This is a genomic window from Pseudonocardia sp. CA-107938, assembly GCF_050936315.1.
Taxonomy (GTDB): domain Bacteria; phylum Actinomycetota; class Actinomycetes; order Mycobacteriales; family Pseudonocardiaceae; genus Pseudonocardia.
This window is the reverse complement of sequence record NZ_JBNJNA010000001.1, coordinates 3,299,089-3,318,767: the sequence shown is the minus strand read 5'-3', so window position 1 is coordinate 3,318,767 and position 19,679 is coordinate 3,299,089. Positions and strand designations below refer to the sequence as shown.

Here is a 19,679-nt window from a genome sequence, read left to right as displayed (position 1 = left end):
GTCGCGGTGACCCGTGCCACGGGGTTCCCCCTCACCACACGTTCTGAGGTGTGTGAACGGGCCCAGCCGTGTGTGACGTCGCGGTGCCGTCAGCCGAGCACCGCGAGGTAGCGCTGCACTTCGGCCGCCATGTCCACGATGGCGGGCGCCAGGTAGCGGCGCGGGTCGACCACGCACGCGTCCAGCAGCCGGTCCCGCACCGCCGCCGTGTAGGCGACGTTGAGCGCCGTCCCCACGTTGACCTTGACGATGCCCGCGCCGAGCGCGCGGCGCAGCTCGTCGTCGGCCACCCCGGACGAGCCGTGCAGCACCAGCGGCACCGGCACGGCGGCGTGCAGTGCCGCCACGAGGTCGATGTCCAGCCGGGCGGTGCGCTCGGTCATCGCGTGCACGCTGCCGACGGCGACGGCGAGCCCGTCCACGCCCGTGGCAGCGACGAACCCGGCGGCCTCGGCCGGGTCGGTGCGGGCGCCGGGCGCGTGCGCGTCCAGCGGCGCGGCCCCGCCCTTCCCGCCCACCTCGCCCAGCTCGGCCTCCACCCACAGGCCCTGCTCGTGCGCCCAGTCGGCGAGCGCCCGCGTGCGGGCGACGTTCTCCGCGTACGGCGCGCGGGAGGCGTCGACCATGAGCGACCCGAACCCGGCGTCGGCGGCCTGGCGGGCCAGCTCCTCGTCCTCGACGTGGTCGAGGTGCAGCCCCACCTGCACCTTCGCGGCGGCCGCCAGCTCCCGGCAGGCCGCGGCGAGCGGCCGCAGCCGGCGCCCGCGGAAGGCCACCGCGTTCTGGCTGACCTGCAGCAGCACCGGGCGCTCGGCCCGCTCGGCCCCGCCAACGACGGCCTCGGCGTGCTCGAGCCCGATCACGTTGAACGCCGCGACGCCACGACCGGCCGCGACGGCGTCGGCGACGATCTCGGCAGTGGGTGCGTAGGGCACGGTGTTCCCCTGCGGTCGGGTGCGGTGTGCCGGCGAGTCTGCGACGGTCCGACGGAACCGCGCAACTAACGCGCATCCGTGATGCGCGTTTGCGCATCCTGCGTGAGAAGGTGGACGCCGTGACGCGCTCCGTGCGCCGGTCCGAGCGGATGCGGCAGATCCTCGACGCGCTGCACGAGACCGGCACCGTCCACGTCGGCGAGCTGGCCGGCCGCTTCGGCGTCTCGGCGGCCACCCTGCGCCGCGACCTCGCACTGCTCGAGGAGCAGCGCCTGCTCACCCGCACCCACGGCGGCGCGCTCGCCCAGGACGTCGCCTACGAGCTGCCGGTGCGCTACCGGCACGACCAGTCCCGCGCCGCCAAGCGCGCCATCGCCCGGGAGGCCGCGCGGCGGATCGGCAGCGGCCCGCACGTCGTCGGGCTCACCGGCGGCACCACAACCAGCGAGGTCGCGCGGGAACTCGCCGACCGCACCGACCTCACGATCGTCACCAACGCCCTCAACATCGCGATGGACCTGGTGCTGCGGCCGCGGGTGAAGCTCGTCGTGGTGGGCGGGGTGTCCCGGCCGCAGTCCTACGAGCTGGTCGGGCCGTGGGCCGAGCAGGTGCTGGCGGCGGTCAACATCGGCACCGCGTTCGTCGGCGTCGACGGCATCGACGCGGCCGGCGGCATCACCACCCACGACGAGAACGAGGCGCGCACCGACCGCGCGATGATCGTCCGCGCCCGGCGGGTGATCGTGGTGGCCGACGGCCGCAAGCTGGGCCGCCTGACGCTCGCCCGGATCGCCGAGCTCACCGAGGTCCACGAGCTGATCACCGACGCCACCGCCGACGAGGGCGCGGTGGCCGCCATCCGCGCGGCCGGTGTGCCGGTCACGATCGCGCGGACGTGACCGCGTCCCCCACGCGGACCTGCCCCGACCGGGCCACACGGGCGTAGACGCCCAGGCACGGCTCGCGCCCGACGCGGTTGTGCGTGGCGACCGCCTTCAGCAGGGTCCGGTCCGGGGGCAGCTCCTCGACGGGGAGACCGATCATGACGCACCGGGCCGTGGGCTGCCCCACGGCGACCGCGGCATCGGAGCCGAGCGCGAGCCCGCTGCGCACCCAGCCGTTCTCCACCAGCCCCGGTTCCGGCGTCTCGACGGTCACGTTCATGCGGAACCGCCGCACGTCCCAGTCGCCGGCGGGCACCAGGTCGCGCATGTGCCGCAGGCTCGCCGTCGTGAGCAGGGAGACCGGGAAGGGGTTGGGTTCCGCGGCGGCCAGCCGGACAGGGCGCCCGACGAAGCGCGAGAGGGCGTCGTCGACGTCGGCGTCGTCGCTGCGCACGACCGTCCCGTCCCCCAGCTCGAGGCGCGCCGGCGGAAGCGGGCGGCCGGGCGCCGGCGGGGCCAGGAACGCGGCCCGGCAGCGCAGCAGGTCCGCCCACCGCCGGGGCCGACCGGCACTCGCGACCTCGCCCGTCGCGACATCCACGACGACGAAGGCCCGGTCGCCCACCACTCCGTCCGCCTCGACGTGCACGGTGTCGAGCCGCTCCCCCAGCATCGACTTCACCGGGAACCGCCAGAGGTCGACGATCGTCCCGACGGCGCTCACGTCAGCTGCTTCTGCACCGCCCGCGCGATGCGCCGCGCGTCGACGGCGAGCTCGTGGAACATGCCGCTGATCGGGTTGGTGAAACCGGTGAAGTACAGGCCGGGCGCGTTCGGGTGGGTGCGCCCGCCGTGCACCGTCGGGCGGCCCTGCCCGTCGAGCAGGTCCAGGTGCCCGACGAGGCCCGCGAGACCGCGGGTGAAGCCGGTCGCGGCGATCACCGCGTGCGGGGCGACGGTGGTGCCGTCGGCGAGCCGCACCTTGTCGCCGTCGAAGCCCTCCACGGCGGCGACGACCTCGACCTGCCCCGACTGCAGCAGCGCGATGAGGCCGACGTCGATGATCGGCACCGCGCCGTCGGCGAGCAGCCGCGAGTAGGCGCCCGGCGCGGGGCGCGGCAGGCCGTGCGCGGAGAGGTCCGGCGTGCTGAGCCGGCTCGACGTCGCGATGATTCGGTCGACCAGCCACACCGGGAGCCGCCGCAGCACGCGGCCGGTGCCGCTGTTGTCGAGCATCGGCGCGACCTGCCGGCGGACGAACGTCGGAACCGTCCGCACGGCGAGCCGCACCCGCGCCGCGCCGCCCTCGACCAGGTCGACGGCGATCTCGGCGCCGGTGTTGCCGGTGCCGACGACCAGCACCTCCCGGCCTGCGTACGGCTGGGCGTTGCGGTAGCCGCTCGAGTGGACGAGCTCGCCGCGGAACGACTCGCGGCCCGGCCAGTCGGGCACGTCCGGGGCGTGGTTGTAGCCGGTGGCGACGACCACACGGCGCGCGGCGAGGTCGCCCTGCGGGCTGCGTGCCACGCACCCCGACCCGTCCCGGTCGATCCGGTCGACCTGCACGCCGAACCGCACGTCCAGCCGATGGTGGGCGGTGTAGGCCTCCAGGTACCGCACGACGTCGGCACGCGCCACCCACTGCCCGTACTCGCGCGGGATCTTCAGACCGGGCAGGTGGGAGTTCCAGCGGATCGTGTGCAGGTGCAGCCGCTCGTAGTGCTGCCGCCACGCCGAGCCGACGGCGTCGGCCTTGTCCACGACGAGCGCGGACACCCCGCGCCGGCGCAGCTCCGCGGCGGCCGCGAGCCCACCGGGCCCTGCCCCGACGACCAGAACCTCGTGCACGTGCCCTCCCGGTGGTGGATGCGCCACGATGATCTCGGCAGGCTCCAGCCGCGCGCAATGCTGTGCTGCCGGGGTGGGCGAAGCCCGGCATCGGTCGGTCCGCCGCTCGACGAACGCTTGCCCGCCACCGACGTGTCGGCGGAGCTCAGCCGCGCCCGCGGGTGCCGCTGACGTAGTGCAGCTCCCCCATGCGCAGGTCGTCGTGCTGGAGCGGCCCGAGCCCCCTGGCCGCGAGCAGCTCCCGGGTGCTGCTCGCCTGCACCGCCCAGCCGAGCGCGCTCAGGTAGGGACCTGCTTCGTGACGTTCGCCGAAGTAGCGCAGGCCCGCCATGTCGGTGTCGAAGCCGTGCGCGCGCCAGAGCTCGGAGATGCGGTGCAGGCCCGCCTTCGTCCCGGCCTCGTCGCCCGGCCGCGGGGTGGGTCTGCTCTCGGTCGCCACGCGGCTGCCCGGCACGCTGAGCTCGGTGATGGTGTCCAGCAGTCGATCCTGGGCGTCGGGCGGCAGGTAACCCAGCAGGCCTTCGGCGCTCCACGCGCTCTGCCGGGCTGCGTCGAACCCGGCGGCGCGCAGGGCGGTGGGCCAGTCGTCGCGGAGGTCGACCGGTACCGCCCTCAGCTCGACGGTGGGCACGGCATCGGCCAGCGCGGTGGACTTGAACGCGACGACCTGCGGCTGGTCGACCTCGTACACCACGGTTCCTCGCGGCCAGGGCAGCCGGTACGCCCGCGAATCCAGGCCCGCGGCGAGGATGACGACCTGCCGGATCCCCGATCCGGCAGCGTCGAGGAAGAACTCGTCGTAGAACGTGGTGCGCACCTCGGCCCCGTCGATCACCGACGGCCCCACCAGCTCGTCCGCCGGCTGCTCACCGGTCGCCAGCCGGGTGAGCAGGTCGATGCCGACAGCGCGGACGAGCGGCGCGGCGAACGGGTCGTCGAGGCGACCGGTGCGGGTCGCGATCGCGCGGACCATCGCGGCCATGGTCGCGGTGACGCCGACACCGGACGTGAGGTCCCACTCATCCCCGTCGACCCTGATCGTCACGATGATTCCCCCACTCTCCCGCGCTCCCGCCGTGCCGAACCGTACGAGCAGGGCCGCCGCATCGACCTAAGGTGAGAGCGATGACCGCGCGTTTGCCTCACGACCGGCGCGTCGATGCCCGACGCAACCGGGACCGGATCCTCGGCGCGGCGGGCCCGCTGTTCGCGTCCCACGGCTTCGGTGTGCCGATGCGGGTCGTCGCCGAGGTCGCCGACGTCGGACCGGCGACCGTCTACCGCCACTTCCCGACGAAGGCGCTGCTGGTCGCGGCCGTGTTCACCGAGCAGTCACGCGCGTGGGAATCCGCTCTGGGTCGGGGGCTCACCGACCCCGACCCGTGGCGCGGCTTCCGCCGGACGGTCGCGGACCTGTGCGCGCTGCACGCCGACGACCGCGGTTTCTCCGCTGCCGTGAAGTCCGAGTTCCCGCGCGCGGCGGACTTCGCCGGAATGCGCCTGACCGCGCTGCGCGCCGGCGCCGAACTGATACGGCGTGCGCAGGTCAGCGGCCACCTTCGCGCCGACGTCACCCTGGCCGACCTGATCCTCATGACCTCGGCCGCCGGCCGGTCCGGCGCACGCACGCCGGCCGAGCGCAGCGCGACCGCTCAGCGCCTCGCCGCGCTGACGATCCGCGCGTTCCAGGCAGCGCCGTCGACGTGATCGGGTCGCTGCCTCACCGCCTCGTCACGAGCGGCAGGAGCACGCGGTCCACCAGCGACTCCAGCTGGTCCGTCGTGAGCATGGGCCGGCCCAGCATGCAGTCGTACATCACCATCGCGGGCGCGACCGACGCGATCAGCGCGTCGTCGGGGCCTGCCCCGTGGCGCTGCATCAGCTCCAGCAGCCGGTCCTGGCACGGGTCGAGGACGCGCTCGCGGAACAGCTCGCGCAGCATCGACGTGTCGTCACCGCTGTGCGCGGCGACCGCCTGGAACGCGGCGCGCTTGGAGTCGAACAACGCGTCGTTGAGGTAGGCCACCAGCTCAACGATCCCGGCGCGCAGGTCGGTGCCCTCGTCCACCTCAGGGGGTGACGGCAGCATGTCGGCGAGCGTGTCGCGGACCAGCTCGTCGAGCGTGCTCCAGCGCCGGTACAGCGCCGCCTTCCCGGTGCCCGCGGCCGCGGCGATGCCCTCCATGCTCAGCCTGGGGTAGCCCACCGTGCAGAGCTGGTCGGCGGTCGCGGCGTAGACGGCCTGCACGAGGTCCGCACCCCGGCGCCTGGTCTTCCGCGGCGCGGCCGCCTCGCTCATGGTCGCCCTCCGTTGTGCGTGCGGCGGACCGCCCATATAGTAGACGCAACCGTTCACTATTCACGCGCTCTGCTCCGCTGCCACCGTATCCGAGGAGTTCCCATGTCGAGTTCGCCGCAGACCGGCAGCGAGCCGGTCACCGCCCCGAGCACGACCTCCCTGACCCTGGCGATCATCGTGTCCTGCGAGCTCATGCTGATGCTCGACGGCACGATCACGAACGTCGCGCTGCCGATGATCGGCGACGGCCTCGGGTTCACCCCGGCCGGGCTCTCCTGGGTGACCAACGCGTTCCTGCTCGCGTTCGGCGGGCTGCTCCTGCTGGGCGGTCGCGCGGGCGACATCCTCGGCCGCCGGCGGGTCTTCCTGGTCGGCATCGGGCTGTTCACCGCGGCCTCCCTGCTCGCGGGGCTCGCGCAGACCCCGTGGCAGCTCGTCGTCGCCAGGGCCGCGCAGGGCGCGGGGGCGGCGCTCGCCGGGCCCAGCACGCTCGCGCTGCTCACCACCAGCTTCACCGGCGAGCACCGGACGAAGGCGCTCGGCGTGTACTCGTCGGTGACCGCGTCGGCGATGACGCTCGGCCTGATCCTCGGCGGCGTGATCACCACGCTGGCGTCGTGGCGGTGGGTGCTGCTGATCAACGTGCCGATCGGCGTGCTCGTCCTGCTGCTCGCTCCTCGGCACGTGGCGGAGTCACCGCGGCACGGCGGCCGGTTCGACCTCGCCGGCGCGCTCACCTCCGCGATCGGCGTGGTGGCCGTGGTCTACGCGCTGGTCCGCACCGCCGACCACGGCTGGGCCGACCCGACGACGCTGGTGACGCTCGTCGCGGGCGCAGCCCTGCTCGCCGGGTTCGTGCTCGTCGAGCGCCGCGCGGCCCAGCCGATCATGCCGTTGCGCCTGCTCGCCGAGCGGACGAGGGCGGTCGGGTTCGCGATCATGCTGCTCGTGCCGATGGTGACGATGAGCTTCCAGTTCCTCGTCATCCAGTTCCTCCAGCTGGTGCTGGACCTCTCGCCGCTGCAGGCCGGCCTCGCGTTCCTGCCGATGGCGGCCGGGCTGCTCGTCACCTCGCGCACGGCGAACGGGCTGCTCGGCCGGTTCGGCACCAAGCCGACCGCGGCCGCGGGCCTGCTCCTGCTGACCGCCGCAGCGGCGTGGTCGGCCACGATCAGCACCGCGACCACGTACCTCGGCGGCATCCTCGGGCCGATGCTGCTCATCGGCCTCGCGCTCGGCCTGGTCATCGTGCCGATCAACGTCGCGATCATGTCCACGGTCGACCCGCAGGACGCCGGCGCGGCGTCCGGCGTGCTGCAGACGACGATGATGACCGGGGCCGCCCTCGGCATCGCGGTCCTGTCGGCCATCTACGCCGCGACGGTGGGCTCGACGTCCGCCGTGCTGGTCGGCGACGACGCGGTCGCGCTCGGGATGCGCCACGGGTTCGTCGCCAGCACGGTCATCGCGGCGCTGGCGCTGGCGGTCACGCTGGCCGGCTACGCCGTGCGCGAGCGCCAGAGCAGCCACACGAAGTAGGGCGCGCCCACCAGCGCCGCCACCAGGCCGGCAGGCAGCTGACCGGGCGCGATGACGGTGCGGCCGACGGTGTCGGCGATCGACACCAGCAGCGCCCCGAGCAGCGCGGTGACCGGCAGCACCCGGGCGTGCTTCGCCCCGACCAATGCACGGGCCGCGTGCGGCGCGACGAGCCCGACGAACGCGATCACCCCCACCGCGGAGACGGCCATGGCGGTGAGCAGGCAGGCCAGCCCGAGCAGGAGTGGGCGGGACCGCTCCAGGACGATGCCGGCCACCCGCGGCGTGTCCTCGTCGACGGCGACGAGGTCGAGCTCGCCGCGGGCCCGCCAGAGCAGCGGCGCGGCCACGAGCAGCGCGGCCGCGACCGGCGCCACCTGGGCCAGCGAGCGCCCGTAGGTGGAGCCGGAGAGCCAGGTCAGCGCCTTGGCGATGTTGTAGGGGTCGGTCAGCACGATGACGAACGTGATCGCCGCGGCGGCTCCGGCGGAGACCCCGACCCCGATCAGCACGAGCCGGTCCGAGTCGAGCCCGCCGCGCGCGGCCAAGCCGAACACCAGGAGCGTCGCGACCGCCGCGCCGGCGATCGCCGAGCCCGTCAGCAGCAACGTGCTCGCCGTCGGCACCAGCGTGATCACCAGCACCGCGCCGAGGCCCGCGCCGCCCGTCACGCCGATGATCCCCGGCTCGGCGAGCGGGTTGCGGCACGCCGCCTGGATCACCGCGCCCGCCACGGCCAGCGCCGCCCCTGCCGTGAGCGCAGCCAGCACGCGCGGCACCCGCGCGTCCAGCACGTAGGTGACGATCGGCCCGGCCCGCCCGCTGACCCAGTTGCCCAGGTCGCCGGCCAGCAGCATCGCGTCGCCGAGCAGGAGGGCGCCGACGGTCGCGGCGACCGTCGCCAGCACCGCCACGGTGAGCACGACGACGAAGCCGGTGCGCCCGCGCAGCCGCGCCGACCGGGCGGCCGGCGCCGGCCGCGTCGGGCCCGACTGGCGGAAGCGGCACGCCAGCATCACCAGCACCGCCGCGCCGAAGAACGACGTCACCACGCCCGTCGGCACCTCGACGCCACCGACCTGCGCGCCGAGGGTGAGCCGGACCAGCACGTCCGCGCCGACCACGACGAGCACCCCGGCGAGCGCCGACATCGGCAGCAGCACCCGGTGCCGAGCGAGACCCGGCACCAGCGGCACCAGCAGGCGCACGATCGCCGGCGCGGCGAGCCCCACGAACCCGACCGGCCCCGCGACCGTCACGGCCGCGGCGGAGAGCAGCACCGCCGTCAGCACGGTGACGAGCCGGGTGCGGCGCACGTCGACGCCCAGGACAGCGGCCGCGTCGTCACCGAGTCCGTGCAGGTCGAGGCGCGTGGCCAGCAGCATCAGCACGACGAAGCCGACCACGACGACCGGCGCCATCCACGCCATCGAGCTCGTGCCGAACTGGGCGAGCGTGCCGCTGCCCCACGCGTACAGCCCGATCGTCTGCTCACGGAACAGCAGCAGCAGCGCGATCGCCACCGAGTCCAGCGCCAAGCCGATCGCCGAACCCGCCAGCACGAGCCGCGTCGGCCCCGCCCCGACGCCCGACGACAGCGCCATGACCAGCGCCGCGGCCCCCAACCCGCCGACGAACGCCACCGCGCCGGCGAACGGCACCGGCAGCGTCAACCCGACGACGGAGCAGAGGACCAGCGCGGCGTACGCGCCGCCGTCGACGCCGAGCGTGTCGGGCGAGGCCAGGCTGTTGCGCGCGATCGACTGCAGCGCCGCGCCCGCCAACCCGAGCGCCACGCCGACGAGCACCGCGGCCAGCAGCCGCGGCACCCGCGAGGCGAGCACCACGGCCGCGGCCTGCTCGGTGCCGCCCCCGAACACGAACCGCAGCACGTCGGCGAACCCGACGTCGGCCGTGCCCTGTGTCAGGTGCACGACGGCGAGCAGCCCGGCCACCACCACACCGGCTACCGCCAGCCCGATCACGCGCAGCGACCGGACGGGCGCCGGCGGGCGCGTGACCGGCGCTGCCGCGGTCAGGACCCCAGCGCCGCGACGACGGCGTCGACGTAGCGCTCCAGCGACGTGGGCCCGCCGAACATCCACATGCCGTCCGGGATGCGGTGTACGTTGCCGGCCTTCACGAACGGCAGCGACGTCCAGACGGCGTTCGAGCCGAGCTGGTTGGCGAACACGTCGCCGCCGTCGGCGTCGTTCACGATGTAGAGGAACTGCACGTCGCCGACGCGGGTGAGGCCCTCGACGTCGGTCTGGGCGAGGCCGTAGGCGGGGTCGCCCTGGTCGGGCCACGCGTTGGCCAGGCCCAGTTGCTCGGTGACCCCGGAGACGAGCGAGCCCTTGGTGTACGGCCGGATGGAGACCTGGCCGCCCTCGGCGTAGGCGTCGGCGAAGAGGAACTTCTGCCCGGCGCGGGCCGCGAGCTTGGCCTTGCCGTCGGCGACCTTCGCGTCGAACGCGGCGAGCAGCGCGGACGCCTCCGCGTCCTTGCCGAGCGCCTTCCCGACCAGCGTGAGGTTCTTGCGCATCTGGCCGACGGGGTCCTTCGCGTCACCGCCCGGCACGAACACGACCGGCGCGAACTTCTCCATCTGCGTCACCGCCGCGTCGGGCAGCGAGTCGGTGGCGAGGACGAGGTCGGGGCGCAGCGCTGCGATCGAGTCGATGCTGGGCTCGCCGCGCACGCCCACGTCCTTGACCGACGGGTCGAGCGGCTCGGCCTTCACCCAGGCCGTGTAGCCCTTGATGTCGGCGGCGCCGACCGGCATGACGCCCAGCGAGACGGCGTGCTCGATCACGTTCCACTCCAGGCCCACCACGCGGATCGCCGGCTTCGGCAGGGTGATCTGCTTGCCGCGCGAGTCGGTGAGCGTGATCGGCCCGCCGGCGGGAGCGGCGGCGGTCGGCGCGGACCCGGCGGCCGGCTCCGTCGTGCCGCAGGCCGTGAGCCCGATCAGCGCGAGCAGGGTGGCCAGCAGGACGAGCCGTCTCATGAACTACCTCCGGGGACTGGAACCGGCACCCGGGTCAGGTGCCGGCCGACGGGGCGGGTGCGCAGCGCACCCGTGCGCGGGTCGTGGTCGACCTCGATGCGGATGCCGTAGACCTCGGTGAGCAGCTCGGCGGTCAGCACGTCGGCCGGCGGGCCGGCCGCGCGGACGCGGCCCTCGGCGAGCAGCACCACCTCGTCGGCGACACCGGCGGCCTGGTCGAGGTCGTGCAGGACCACGCCGATGGCGACGCCGTCGTCGTCGGCCAGATCGCGCACCATGTCGAGCATCTCGACCTGGAAGCGCAGGTCGAGGAACGTCGTGGGCTCGTCGAGGAGCAGCACGGCGGAGTCCTGCGCGAGGCAGGACGCGAGCCAGACCCGCTGCAGCTGCCCGCCCGACAGCTCGTCGACGGGACGGTCCGCGAGCTCGGCGACGCGGGTGACGGCCATCGCGCGGGCCACGGCGGCCGGGCCGTCCGGGTCACCGGCGCGCCAGCGGCCGCGGTGCGGGTGCCGGCCGAAGCCGACGACGTCCGCGACCGACAGCCCCGTCGGCGTCGGCCGGCTCTGCGCGAGCAACGTGACGACGCGGGCGAAGTCGCGGCGGCTCATCGCCAGCGCGTCGACCGTCCGGTCCCCCAGGCACAGGGTGCCGGCGTCCGGCCGGTGCAGGCGGGCCAGCGCGCGCAGCAACGTGGACTTGCCGCTGCCGTTCGGGCCGACGAGCGCGGTGACCCGGCCGCTGCGCAGCGCGAGGTCGGCGCCGTGCACGACCGTGCGTCCGTGGTAGCCGAGGTCGAGGCCGGTTCCCTCGATGCGGGTCGCCGGGACGGCTGACGCTGTCGTCACGGCGGGAAGCATAGGCTAACTACTTAGAAGGTCACCCTGTCCTCGTTGCGGCGTGGGACACACCGTGGCGCGGCCACCCGAACCGCGCTGACGTTGATCATGGGCAAAACGTCGTTCGGGATCGATGCAGAAGCGACGGTTTGCCCATGATCGACGAACGTCAGGCCCGGGCCTCCCACCAACCGAAGACCCACCCGGCCGGAGGACGTCGATCAAGGGCAAAAGGTCGTTCTGGATCGATCCCGCAACGACCTTTTGCCCTTGATCACCGCAACACTCCGGCCGGCACCCGCAACCCGGGCCGTCCGGCCCCACCCTCAGGCGCTCCCCACCGCCGGCGGGTCGGGGATGGTGTAGCCAGAGGGGGCGACGCTGATGTTGAGCGCCCGCCGCCACGAGCCGTCCTGGATGTACTGCTTCAGCGCCGCGTTGACCTGGTCGACCAACGCCTTGTTGCCCTTCTTCACGCCGACGCCGTAGACCTCGTCGGAGAAGCCCTTGCCGATCACCTTGAGCACGCCGCGGTACTGCGGCTCGGCGGCGAAGCCGGCGAGGATGACGTCGTCGGTCGTCACGGCGTCGACCTGGCTCTTGGCGAGCGCGTCGACGCAGTCGGAGTAGTGCGGCAGTTCCTTGAGGGTGATCCGGCCCAGGTAGCGCGACCGGATGTTGTCGGCGGACGTGGTGCCGGGAACGGTGCAGAGGGTGCGCCCGTCGAGCCGGTCCGGCCCCTTGATCTCCTCCTCGTTGCGGCGCACCAGCAGGTCCTGGTGGGCGACGAAGTACGGGCCGGCGAAGTCGACGGTCTGCTTGCGCTGGTCGGTGATCGAGAACGTGGATATGACGAGGTCGACCTCTCCGCTGGCGAGCATCTTCTCGCGGTTGGCGCCGGTCGACTCCTTCCAGGTGATCGCGTTCTCCGGAACGCCGAGCGCCTTGGCCACGTAGGTGGCGGTCTCGACGTCGAACCCCTTGTAGCTGGTGCCGTCCTTGAGCCCCAGGCCGGGGTTGTCGAACGGGATGCCGATGGTCAGCTTCTGCAGGGACGCGCCAGGGACCGGCGCCGGGTTCGGGTTGGGCGGCTCGCTCGAAGAGCAGGCGGCGAGCCCGATCGCGACCCCGGCCGCGACGGCGACGGCCGCGAGCCTGCGTCTCATGGTCGGTCCCATCAGACGACGCCCCCTTCGCCCTTCTCCGCCGGGTCGAGGTCCTCGGCGTCCGTGCCGCCGTAGCGCGGGCCCTCGTCGGTCCACACCGACTCGATCTTCCCGCCGGTGTTGGCCACGACCGCGGGCTTGACCACCATCCAGCCGACGGCCAGCAGGATCGCGAGGATCGGGATGCCGAAGACCACCACGAGGAACGAGACCTTGTGGGAGAAGTACGGCGAGCTCTCCCAACCCGAGACCCCGAGACCGACGATCACCAGCGCCAGGAAGACCAGGCCGATGTAGCTGCTCCACGGCGACCACGGCGCCGGGAACGGGCTCGGTGGCAGCACGCCCTTGTCGACCAGCTGCCGGAACCGGATCTGACAGAGGAAGATCGTCGCCCACGTGAAGACGACGCCGATGGCAGCGGCCTCCAGCGCGATCTCGAACGCGTCCGGCATGAGGTAGTTGAGCAGCGAGCCGAAGACGTACACGACCGACGTCAGCACGATGCCGGCCCACGGCACGCCGGAGTTGCTCATCTTGAGCGTGAACGCCGGCGCCTGCTTCGACATCCCGAGGCTGCGCAGCACCCGACCGGTGGAGTAGAGGCCAGAGTTGAGGCTGGACATGGCCGCGACGATGAGGACGATCTGGATGAGCGCCCCCATCCAGGTCAGACCCAACCGTTCGAACACCGTGACGAACGGGCTGGTGCCCGATTTGTACTCCGTCGTCGGGAGCATCGACACCAGCAGCAGGATGGAACCGCAGTAGAAGATGGCGATGCGGAAGATGACCGCGTTGACGGCCTTCGGCACCTCGCGCTCGGCATCGGCCATCTCCCCGGCCGCCACGCCGACCATCTCGATCGCCGCGTAGGCGAACACGACGCCCGACATCACGAGGATCGGCCCGTACCAGCTGTAGTCACCGGAGGCCGGCCAGAATCCACCCGGATTGCTCCACAGGTTCTGGAACCCGGCCTGGTGACCGCCGATCGAGAATCCACCGATCACGACCACGAGCCCGACGACCAGGAACACGACGATCGCGCCGACCTTGAGGATCGACGCCCAGAACTCGAACTCGCCGAACGCCCGCGCCGACAGCAGGTTCACCACCAGCACGACCGCGAGCGCGATCAGCACGGTGGCCCACGTGGGCATGGTGGGGAACCAGTACTGCACGTAGAGGCCGACGGCGGACAGCTCGGCGATGCCCGTCAACGCCCAGTTCAGCCAGTACATCCAGCCGGTGACGTAGGCCCACTTCTCGCCGTAGAACTCGCGCATGTAGGACACGAAGGCCCCGGACGTCGCGCGGTGCAGCACCAGCTCGCCGAGCGCGCGCATGAGGAAGTAGGCGATGACGCCGACGAACGCGTAGCTGAACAGCAGCGCCGGACCGGTGCTGTGCAGACGCGACGCCGAGCCCAGGAAGAGGCCGGTGCCGATGGCACCCCCGATGGCGATCATCTGCACGTGGCGGCGGCCGAGCGTCTGTTTGTAGCCCACCTGTTCGGCGTGCAGGGAATGCGGGGGATCTTCGGTCGCGGTCACGGCACCTTCCTCACTGCATCAGAACTGTCACCACTTCGACACCATTCAAGGACGACGCATTCCAAAGATTAGGGTGAGCACTTCGGAAATCGCCGTCCGGATATTCGGCGGACTGTACGCCGATCCCGTTCAGCACACAAGGATCAAGCAGGCGATCAGGAATCGGACATTTATCGAACGCGCGCACGAATACAGGTCGCCCCACCCGCGACCTGTCAGACAGCTAGACAGCCCCTGCATCCTCTCCCCCTGGCCCGGGCGCGTCAATACTCGGACCGGGGTGGGGTTCCCGCCACCCGAAGCCGCCGACGCGCTCAGCGCAGGTCGACGATCGACTCCGTCAGCGCGTCCTTGACCTGGTCGAGGTGGAAGCGCATGGCGTCCTCGGCCTCCACCGCGGAGCCGCGCGCGATCGCGGCGCAGATGCCGCGGTGCTCCTGGTTGGACGCCGCGCGCCGCGTCGGCAGCACGTTGAGGTGGCCGGACTGGCCGGCGAGCGCCGTCCGGATCGTCGCCAGGATGTTGGCGAACACCGGGTTGTGCGAGGCCTCGGCGATCGTCACGTGGAACGTGGCGTCGAGGCCCACCCACACCTTGTCGTCGGTCTCGGCGTCCATCGCCTCGATCAGGTTCTGCAGGGTCTCGATCTGCTGCTCGGTGCGCCGCAGCGCGGCCAGCGCGGCCGCCGGCACCTCGATGTAGGGCCGGGCCTCCATCAGGTTGGCGGCCGAGAACCCGTCGAAGATCATGCGGGCGGGGCGCTCAGCCACCACGAAGGTGCCCTTGCCGGTGCGGGTCACGGTCAGGCCGAGCGACTCGCAGGAGCGCAGCACCTCGCGGATCACCGTGCGGCTCACCGAGTACCGGGCCGCCAGCGCAGCCTCCGACGGCAGCCGCTCCCCGACCCGGACGATGCCGGCGTCGATCGCCTGCTGCAGGTCGCGCAGCACGAAGTCGACCGCACTCATCCGTGCGCCGGTCACCGCCGTGGTGGCCCAGCTGTCCGACGCGCCCATGCCGCTCATGGTGCCACCAGGCCGCGTCCCGCGGCCTAACCAGCAGGCTCGGGCGCCGTCCAGCCCTCGACGGGCACGTAGTGCGAGACGTTGTCCATGCGCCGCTGCACGGCCGCGATCTCCCGGACGGCCTGCGCGATCACGCTGCGGTCGATCGAGGACACCTGCCGCATCGCCAGCAGGTCCGACGGTCGCTCGCCCGAGCGCACCTGACGCAGCTGGTAGCGCAGCCGCACCCGCTGCAGCACCTCGAACACCTCGATCAGCATGCGCGCGGCGTCGTCGGGCAGCATTGCCGACCCCGCGGCCGTCCGCAGGCGTTCCGTCGTGGAGAGGGTGTGCGAGCCGACCGACAGCGCGGCCCACCGCGCCATGTTCACCACGGGCAGCAGCGCGTGCTGCTTGATGTCGAACTGCTCGGGACGGCGACTGAGCAGGTGCAGCACCGGGCGGCCGCGGGCGCGCCGCGCGAGCGACTCCTGCAGCAGCAGCCGCATGGTGCCCGGGTGGCGGCGCAGGTCGCCGACGGTGCGCGTCACCGCCGGGAGGCCGGGATCGCCGTGGATCGGCCGGGCGTCCACCATCAAGGAGGTCAGCAGCGCACCCTTGTCCCGCTCGGGGGCGGCGAGCCAGCTCTGCCCGGCCGCTCGCCACTGCGCGTTGGTGCGGGCGAACAGCCGCTGCCCGGCCGTGGCCCCGTGCTCGTCGAGGGACAGCCCCGCCCCCACGAGAACGGCCTGGACCTCGACGAACGCCGCCCGGAAGCGGTCGATCTCGGCGTCGGTGACGGAGTCGTCGAACGCGACCGCCGAGTCGACGTCGGAGCTGGGCACGGCCTCACGGCGGCCGTTGCTGCCGAGCGACAGCCAGGTGAAGGCGTCGACGCAGAGGTCCTCGTGCGCGCGGAAGACGAACTCGATCGCGCGGCGCACGACCGTGTCCAGCATCGCCGAGTACACGGCGATCACCCGACCCGAGGCGAGGCCGCGGGCGAGGAGCTCGGACAGCATCGTCGGCACCCCACGGGCCGCTGCGGTCAGCTCGGCGACCGAGCCGGCCCGCCGCAACCGCTGGTGCAGAGCCACGCCGGCCGTCGTCGGGGAGATCGCGAAGTCACGGGGCGCGAGGACGCCGCGCACCTCCCCGTCCCGGGTGGTGACCAGCACGTACTCGGCCTCGCGGTCCAGCAGGACGAGCTGCGCCTCGACGGCGGACTCGCCGGTGCGCACCGTCGGGACGGCCGCGTCCATCACGTCCTCCGCAGGCGTGTCGGCGGGCATCCCCTCGACGACGACGCGGCGGCGCAGCACCGCGTCGGTGATGACCCCGCGCGCGCCGTCGCGATCCAGCACCACGGCACAGCCGACGTCCGCGTCGGTCATCCGCCGCGCAACCTCTCCCACCGGCTCCCGCGGGCCGACGACCAGCGGTTTCCGCACGATCAGGTCGTCGACGAGGCTGTAGGTGGGCGGGCCGGACGCGCGTTCGCGGGCGGTGGTCCGCATGGTCGTCACCGCCTCGACGAGGAACGCCGCCCCGCGCCGCGACGCGAACGCCGGCGCGGCGACCGACGCCGGGATCCGCGCCACCGTCGCCTCCCCCGCTGCGACGGCCCGCGGGCCCATCGACCGCTCGGTCAGCATCGCGGAGAACCCGAACACCCCGCCCCGGGACACGAACTCGTCGGCCTCGCCCGCCGAGTCGCTGTTCCACAGCTCCACCTGGCCGTCGACGACCACGAACACCTCGCCCGTCGGCTCGGTGAACGCGTCGACGACCAGCTCGGAGCCGGCGAAGCGCTGCACCTTGCTGGCAGCGGCCACGGCGGCGAGCGCGTCGGGGTCCAACGAGTCGAACGGCGGGTGCTCCGCGAGGAACTGCGCAAGCGCACCGGAGTCCACTCCGGGATCGTTCCACGCGGCCGGCCGGAAGGGGCAACGCCCACCGACGAGAACACCTTCCGGCCGGCGTGCTCCACCCACCACCGACGCTGGACGACGTCGACGACGTCACGACCCGGCCGCGGCTCGTTCCCCCTGGTCCAGTGCGGCCGGGCGACCGAACACCACCCAGCGCATGGCGCAGTACATGAACACGCCCTCGCAGGCGCCGGCGATCAGCCGCGCGAGCACCAGGTCGACGCCGAGGGCGGTCAACCCGGCACCGACGCCCATCAGGATGGCCGCGTAGTTGACCACGACGACGACCACGTAGATCGCGGTCTGGCGGCCGACCGGGGCGTGCGAGCGGAAGTTGAACACGCGGTTGAGCACGAAGCTCAGCCCGAACGCGATCGCGTACGCCACCGTGATCGCCACCGGCGCCGGCCAGCCCAGCGCCCGGCCGAAGACGCTGAGCAGCACCAGGTCGACGCCGAACGTGCACCCGTTGATCAGCCCGAACCCGATCAGGCTGGGCGCCACCACCCGCGACAACCCGAACGGCAGGCGGGCAACGACCGCGGCGCACAGCCGCGCGAACCGGTCCACCCGGCCCACTGTGGCGAAGCCGGATGAACGTCGGGTGGCCGTCAGGTGGAGACGGCTGCCGCCAGGTCCCGACCCAGCACCGGCGCGAACTTCATCAGGTTGACCCCGTAGTTCGCCACGACCGGGCCGTTGCGGCGCACGTGCACGCCGTCGTCGAGGTTCGGCACGGTGGTGCAGTAGATCTCGTCGACGATCGTCGGGTCGACGGCGAGGTGGGTGCGCGCGTACTCCAGCAGCGCCGTGCGGGACGCCGCTTCGGCCGCGTCCCGGCCGCGCTCCCAGGCCACCTCAGCCGCCTCGACCGCGCTGCCGACGGCCCACCGGCCCGGTCCGGCGAGGTGCTGGTAGGTGCCCGGCCGGTCGCGCGGCAGGTCGATCCACGCCTGCCACTCGCCGTCCGCGACGGGGAACGTGCAGCGCAGGTGGTGCGCCAGCAACGGCGGGACGTGGATCCCGACCTGCGCGGCCAGGTGCGCCGTCGCGGCACCGGCCGCCAGCAGCAGCGCGTCGAACTCCGTCCGGCCACCCGGTGCGGTCACCGCGACCGCGCCGCCGGCCGTGACGTCCAGCCGGTACACGGGCTCGTGCACGACCGCCCGTCCGCCGCGCTCGGTGAGGAACGCGCGCACCGCGTCGACGTCGACCACCCCGCCGCCGACGTCGACCAGCGCGACGGCGGGCTCCTCCCGCACCGGCAGCCGCAACCGGCCCGACCCGGCCCGCACCACCTCGAAGTCGGCCCCGACCTCGGCCATCGCCGACGCCCGCTCGACCAGGTCGGAGCCCGTGATCACGCACTCGACGGGCAGCACCATCGGCCGCCCGGCCAGCTCGCTCCACCGGTCGAACCCGCGCCGCGCCTCCCCGGCGAGGCGCACCAGCTCCGGCTCGACGTGCGCGAAGCGGAAGATGCGCGTCGAGCCGACCGACCGCTCCCCCATGATCGGCCCGGGCTCGTAGCACGTGACGTCGTGCCCGGCGTCCAGCAGAGCCACCGTGGCGGACATCCCGACGACCCCGCCCCCGACCACAGCGATCTTCACTGGCCGAGGCTAACCCGAGCGCAGGTCGCACAGCGGCGACCGGGGTGATGACGCCGCCGGCCATCGCGAACCCTGCCCGGGTCGAGGACGGCGCGGCGAGACGAGGCACCGGTGCCGCACCGGCCGATCGTGGGGCCGGCCTGTCACATCGGCGGTGGCCTGCGGGCTCAACGGGACGAGCCCCGACGACAGGACGGTGACCGATGGACGAGACCGCGTGGCTGGCAGAGCGCTTCGAGCGGGAACGGCCGCGGCTGCGCGCCGTGGCGCACCGCATGCTCGGCTCGGAGACAGCGGCCGACGACGCCGTGCAGGACGCGTGGCTGCGGCTGAGCAGCGCCGAAGCGGAGCGGATCGACAACCTCGGTGGCTGGCTGACCACGGTGGTCGCCCGGGAGTGCCTGCACCAGCTGCGTTCCCGGCGGCGTCGCCGCGAGGAGCCGGCGGACCCGGCCGTCCCGGCTGCGGCGCTCGACCCCGAGCAGGAGGCGCTGCTGGCCGACTCGGTCGGGCTGGCGCTGCTGGTGGTGCTCGACCGGCTCACGCCGGGCGAAAGGCTGGCGTTCGTGCTCCACGACCTGTTCGACGTGCCGTTCGCCGACATCGCCGCCGTTGTTGGCCGCTCGCCCGCCGCGGCGCGGCAGCTCGCCAGCCGGGCTCGACGCCGCGTCCGGGGCGGCGCGGTCGACGCCCCCGACCTGGCTCGGCAGCGGCAGGTGGTCGACGCGTTCTACGCGGCCGCACGGGCGGCCGACTTCGACGCCCTCGTGCGGGTGCTCGACCCCGAGGTCGAGCTGCGGACCGACTTCGGGAGCGCCCGGCCGCCGCTCGTCGTGCGCGGCGCGGCGGCGGTGGCGACCGGGGCGCGCGTTCCCCGGGGCGCCCGGCTGCACCCCGTCCTTCTCGAGGGGATGGTGGGCGCCGTGGTCACCCGCGACGGACACCCGACGGCGGTGATGACCTTCGCCGTCGTCGACGACCGGATCGTGCGGATCGACGTCCTCCGCGCGGCCCGATGACGACGGGCCCGGTGCCGGTCGGGCACCGGACCCGCG

General features: G+C 73.3%; 18 protein-coding genes. 4 read left to right on the top strand and 14 right to left on the bottom strand.

Going from position 1 to position 19,679, the window contains the following annotated elements; all coding sequences use genetic code 11:
• Positions 1-89 precede the first annotated feature (89 nt).
• On the bottom strand, positions 90-935 hold the full coding sequence (locus tag ACQEVB_RS16565) for a class II fructose-bisphosphate aldolase (RefSeq protein WP_432971639.1): 846 nt from the start codon (positions 933-935) through the stop codon (positions 90-92).
• A gap of 119 nt (positions 936-1,054) precedes the next feature.
• On the opposite strand from ACQEVB_RS16565, the gene ACQEVB_RS16560 reads away from it, so the two are divergent.
• On the top strand, positions 1,055-1,834 hold the full coding sequence (locus ACQEVB_RS16560) for a DeoR/GlpR family DNA-binding transcription regulator (protein ID WP_432971636.1): 780 nt from the start codon (positions 1,055-1,057) through the stop codon (positions 1,832-1,834).
• Here ACQEVB_RS16560 and ACQEVB_RS16555 read toward each other — a convergent pair.
• The 3 genes from ACQEVB_RS16555 to ACQEVB_RS16545 form a co-directional block, all read right to left on the bottom strand.
• Positions 1,815-2,543 carry an MOSC domain-containing protein gene (locus tag ACQEVB_RS16555; protein WP_432971633.1) on the bottom strand — a complete coding sequence of 243 codons (729 nt, stop codon included), beginning with the start codon at positions 2,541-2,543 and terminating at the stop codon, positions 1,815-1,817. The genes ACQEVB_RS16560 and ACQEVB_RS16555 overlap by 20 nt on opposite strands.
• Positions 2,540-3,667, bottom strand: a complete 1,128-nt coding sequence (locus tag ACQEVB_RS16550) for a flavin-containing monooxygenase (protein ID WP_432971630.1) — start codon at positions 3,665-3,667, stop codon at positions 2,540-2,542. Before ACQEVB_RS16550 ends, ACQEVB_RS16555 begins: the two co-directional genes overlap by 4 nt.
• A gap of 145 nt (positions 3,668-3,812) precedes the next feature.
• A complete protein-coding gene (locus ACQEVB_RS16545) occupies positions 3,813-4,712 on the bottom strand; it encodes an SAM-dependent methyltransferase (protein ID WP_432971627.1) in 900 nt (299 codons plus the stop codon).
• Between the two features lie 80 nt (positions 4,713-4,792).
• Between ACQEVB_RS16545 and ACQEVB_RS16540 the strand changes: the two genes are divergently transcribed.
• Positions 4,793-5,374 carry a TetR/AcrR family transcriptional regulator gene (locus tag ACQEVB_RS16540; protein ID WP_432971624.1) on the top strand — a complete coding sequence of 194 codons (582 nt, stop codon included), beginning with the start codon at positions 4,793-4,795 and terminating at the stop codon, positions 5,372-5,374.
• Between the two features lie 13 nt (positions 5,375-5,387).
• Here the strand turns inward: ACQEVB_RS16540 and ACQEVB_RS16535 are convergent, their stop codons facing one another.
• Positions 5,388-5,966 carry a TetR family transcriptional regulator gene (locus ACQEVB_RS16535; RefSeq protein WP_432971621.1) on the bottom strand — a complete coding sequence of 193 codons (579 nt, stop codon included), beginning with the start codon at positions 5,964-5,966 and terminating at the stop codon, positions 5,388-5,390.
• Positions 5,967-6,068: 102 nt separating this feature from the next.
• Between ACQEVB_RS16535 and ACQEVB_RS16530 the strand changes: the two genes are divergently transcribed.
• Entirely contained in the window at positions 6,069-7,505 is a 1,437-nt protein-coding gene (locus ACQEVB_RS16530; RefSeq protein WP_432971618.1) for an MFS transporter, read from the top strand.
• Here the strand turns inward: ACQEVB_RS16530 and ACQEVB_RS16525 are convergent.
• From ACQEVB_RS16525 to ACQEVB_RS16485, 9 genes are all read right to left on the bottom strand, one after another.
• Complete coding sequence (locus tag ACQEVB_RS16525; RefSeq protein WP_432971615.1) at positions 7,466-9,490, bottom strand: iron ABC transporter permease; 2,025 nt, start codon at positions 9,488-9,490, stop codon at positions 7,466-7,468. The two genes, ACQEVB_RS16530 and ACQEVB_RS16525, sit on opposite strands and share 40 nt — an antisense overlap.
• 50 nt (positions 9,491-9,540) lie before the next feature.
• The gene (locus ACQEVB_RS16520; RefSeq protein ID WP_432971612.1) at positions 9,541-10,515 is read right to left on the bottom strand and encodes an ABC transporter substrate-binding protein; all 975 of its coding nucleotides are present in this window, start codon (positions 10,513-10,515) and stop codon (positions 9,541-9,543) included.
• Positions 10,512-11,363, bottom strand: coding sequence for an ABC transporter ATP-binding protein (locus tag ACQEVB_RS16515; protein ID WP_432971609.1), 852 nt, complete (start codon positions 11,361-11,363; stop codon positions 10,512-10,514). The genes ACQEVB_RS16520 and ACQEVB_RS16515 overlap by 4 nt, the downstream gene beginning before the upstream one ends.
• Before the next feature lie 317 nt (positions 11,364-11,680).
• Positions 11,681-12,520, bottom strand: coding sequence for a glutamate ABC transporter substrate-binding protein (locus ACQEVB_RS16510; protein WP_432971606.1), 840 nt, complete (start codon positions 12,518-12,520; stop codon positions 11,681-11,683).
• 11 nt (positions 12,521-12,531) lie between these two features.
• Positions 12,532-14,076, bottom strand: a complete 1,545-nt coding sequence (locus ACQEVB_RS16505) for an amino acid permease (protein ID WP_432971603.1) — start codon at positions 14,074-14,076, stop codon at positions 12,532-12,534.
• Between the two features lie 314 nt (positions 14,077-14,390).
• Complete coding sequence (locus ACQEVB_RS16500; protein WP_432971600.1) at positions 14,391-15,092, bottom strand: FadR/GntR family transcriptional regulator; 702 nt, start codon at positions 15,090-15,092, stop codon at positions 14,391-14,393.
• Positions 15,093-15,127: 35 nt separating this feature from the next.
• Positions 15,128-16,993: a putative nucleotidyltransferase substrate binding domain-containing protein gene (locus ACQEVB_RS16495; RefSeq protein WP_432971597.1), complete on the bottom strand. Its 1,866-nt coding sequence runs from the start codon at positions 16,991-16,993 to the stop codon at positions 15,128-15,130.
• 108 nt (positions 16,994-17,101) lie between these two features.
• Complete coding sequence (locus tag ACQEVB_RS16490) at positions 17,102-17,581, bottom strand: GtrA family protein (RefSeq protein ID WP_432971594.1); 480 nt, start codon at positions 17,579-17,581, stop codon at positions 17,102-17,104.
• Between the two features lie 41 nt (positions 17,582-17,622).
• Entirely contained in the window at positions 17,623-18,624 is a 1,002-nt protein-coding gene (locus tag ACQEVB_RS16485) for an FAD-dependent oxidoreductase (protein WP_432971591.1), read from the bottom strand.
• Positions 18,625-18,827: 203 nt separating this feature from the next.
• On the opposite strand from ACQEVB_RS16485, the gene ACQEVB_RS16480 reads away from it, so the two are divergent.
• On the top strand, positions 18,828-19,643 hold the full coding sequence (locus ACQEVB_RS16480) for a sigma-70 family RNA polymerase sigma factor (RefSeq protein WP_432971588.1): 816 nt from the start codon (positions 18,828-18,830) through the stop codon (positions 19,641-19,643).
• Positions 19,644-19,679 lie beyond the last annotated feature (36 nt).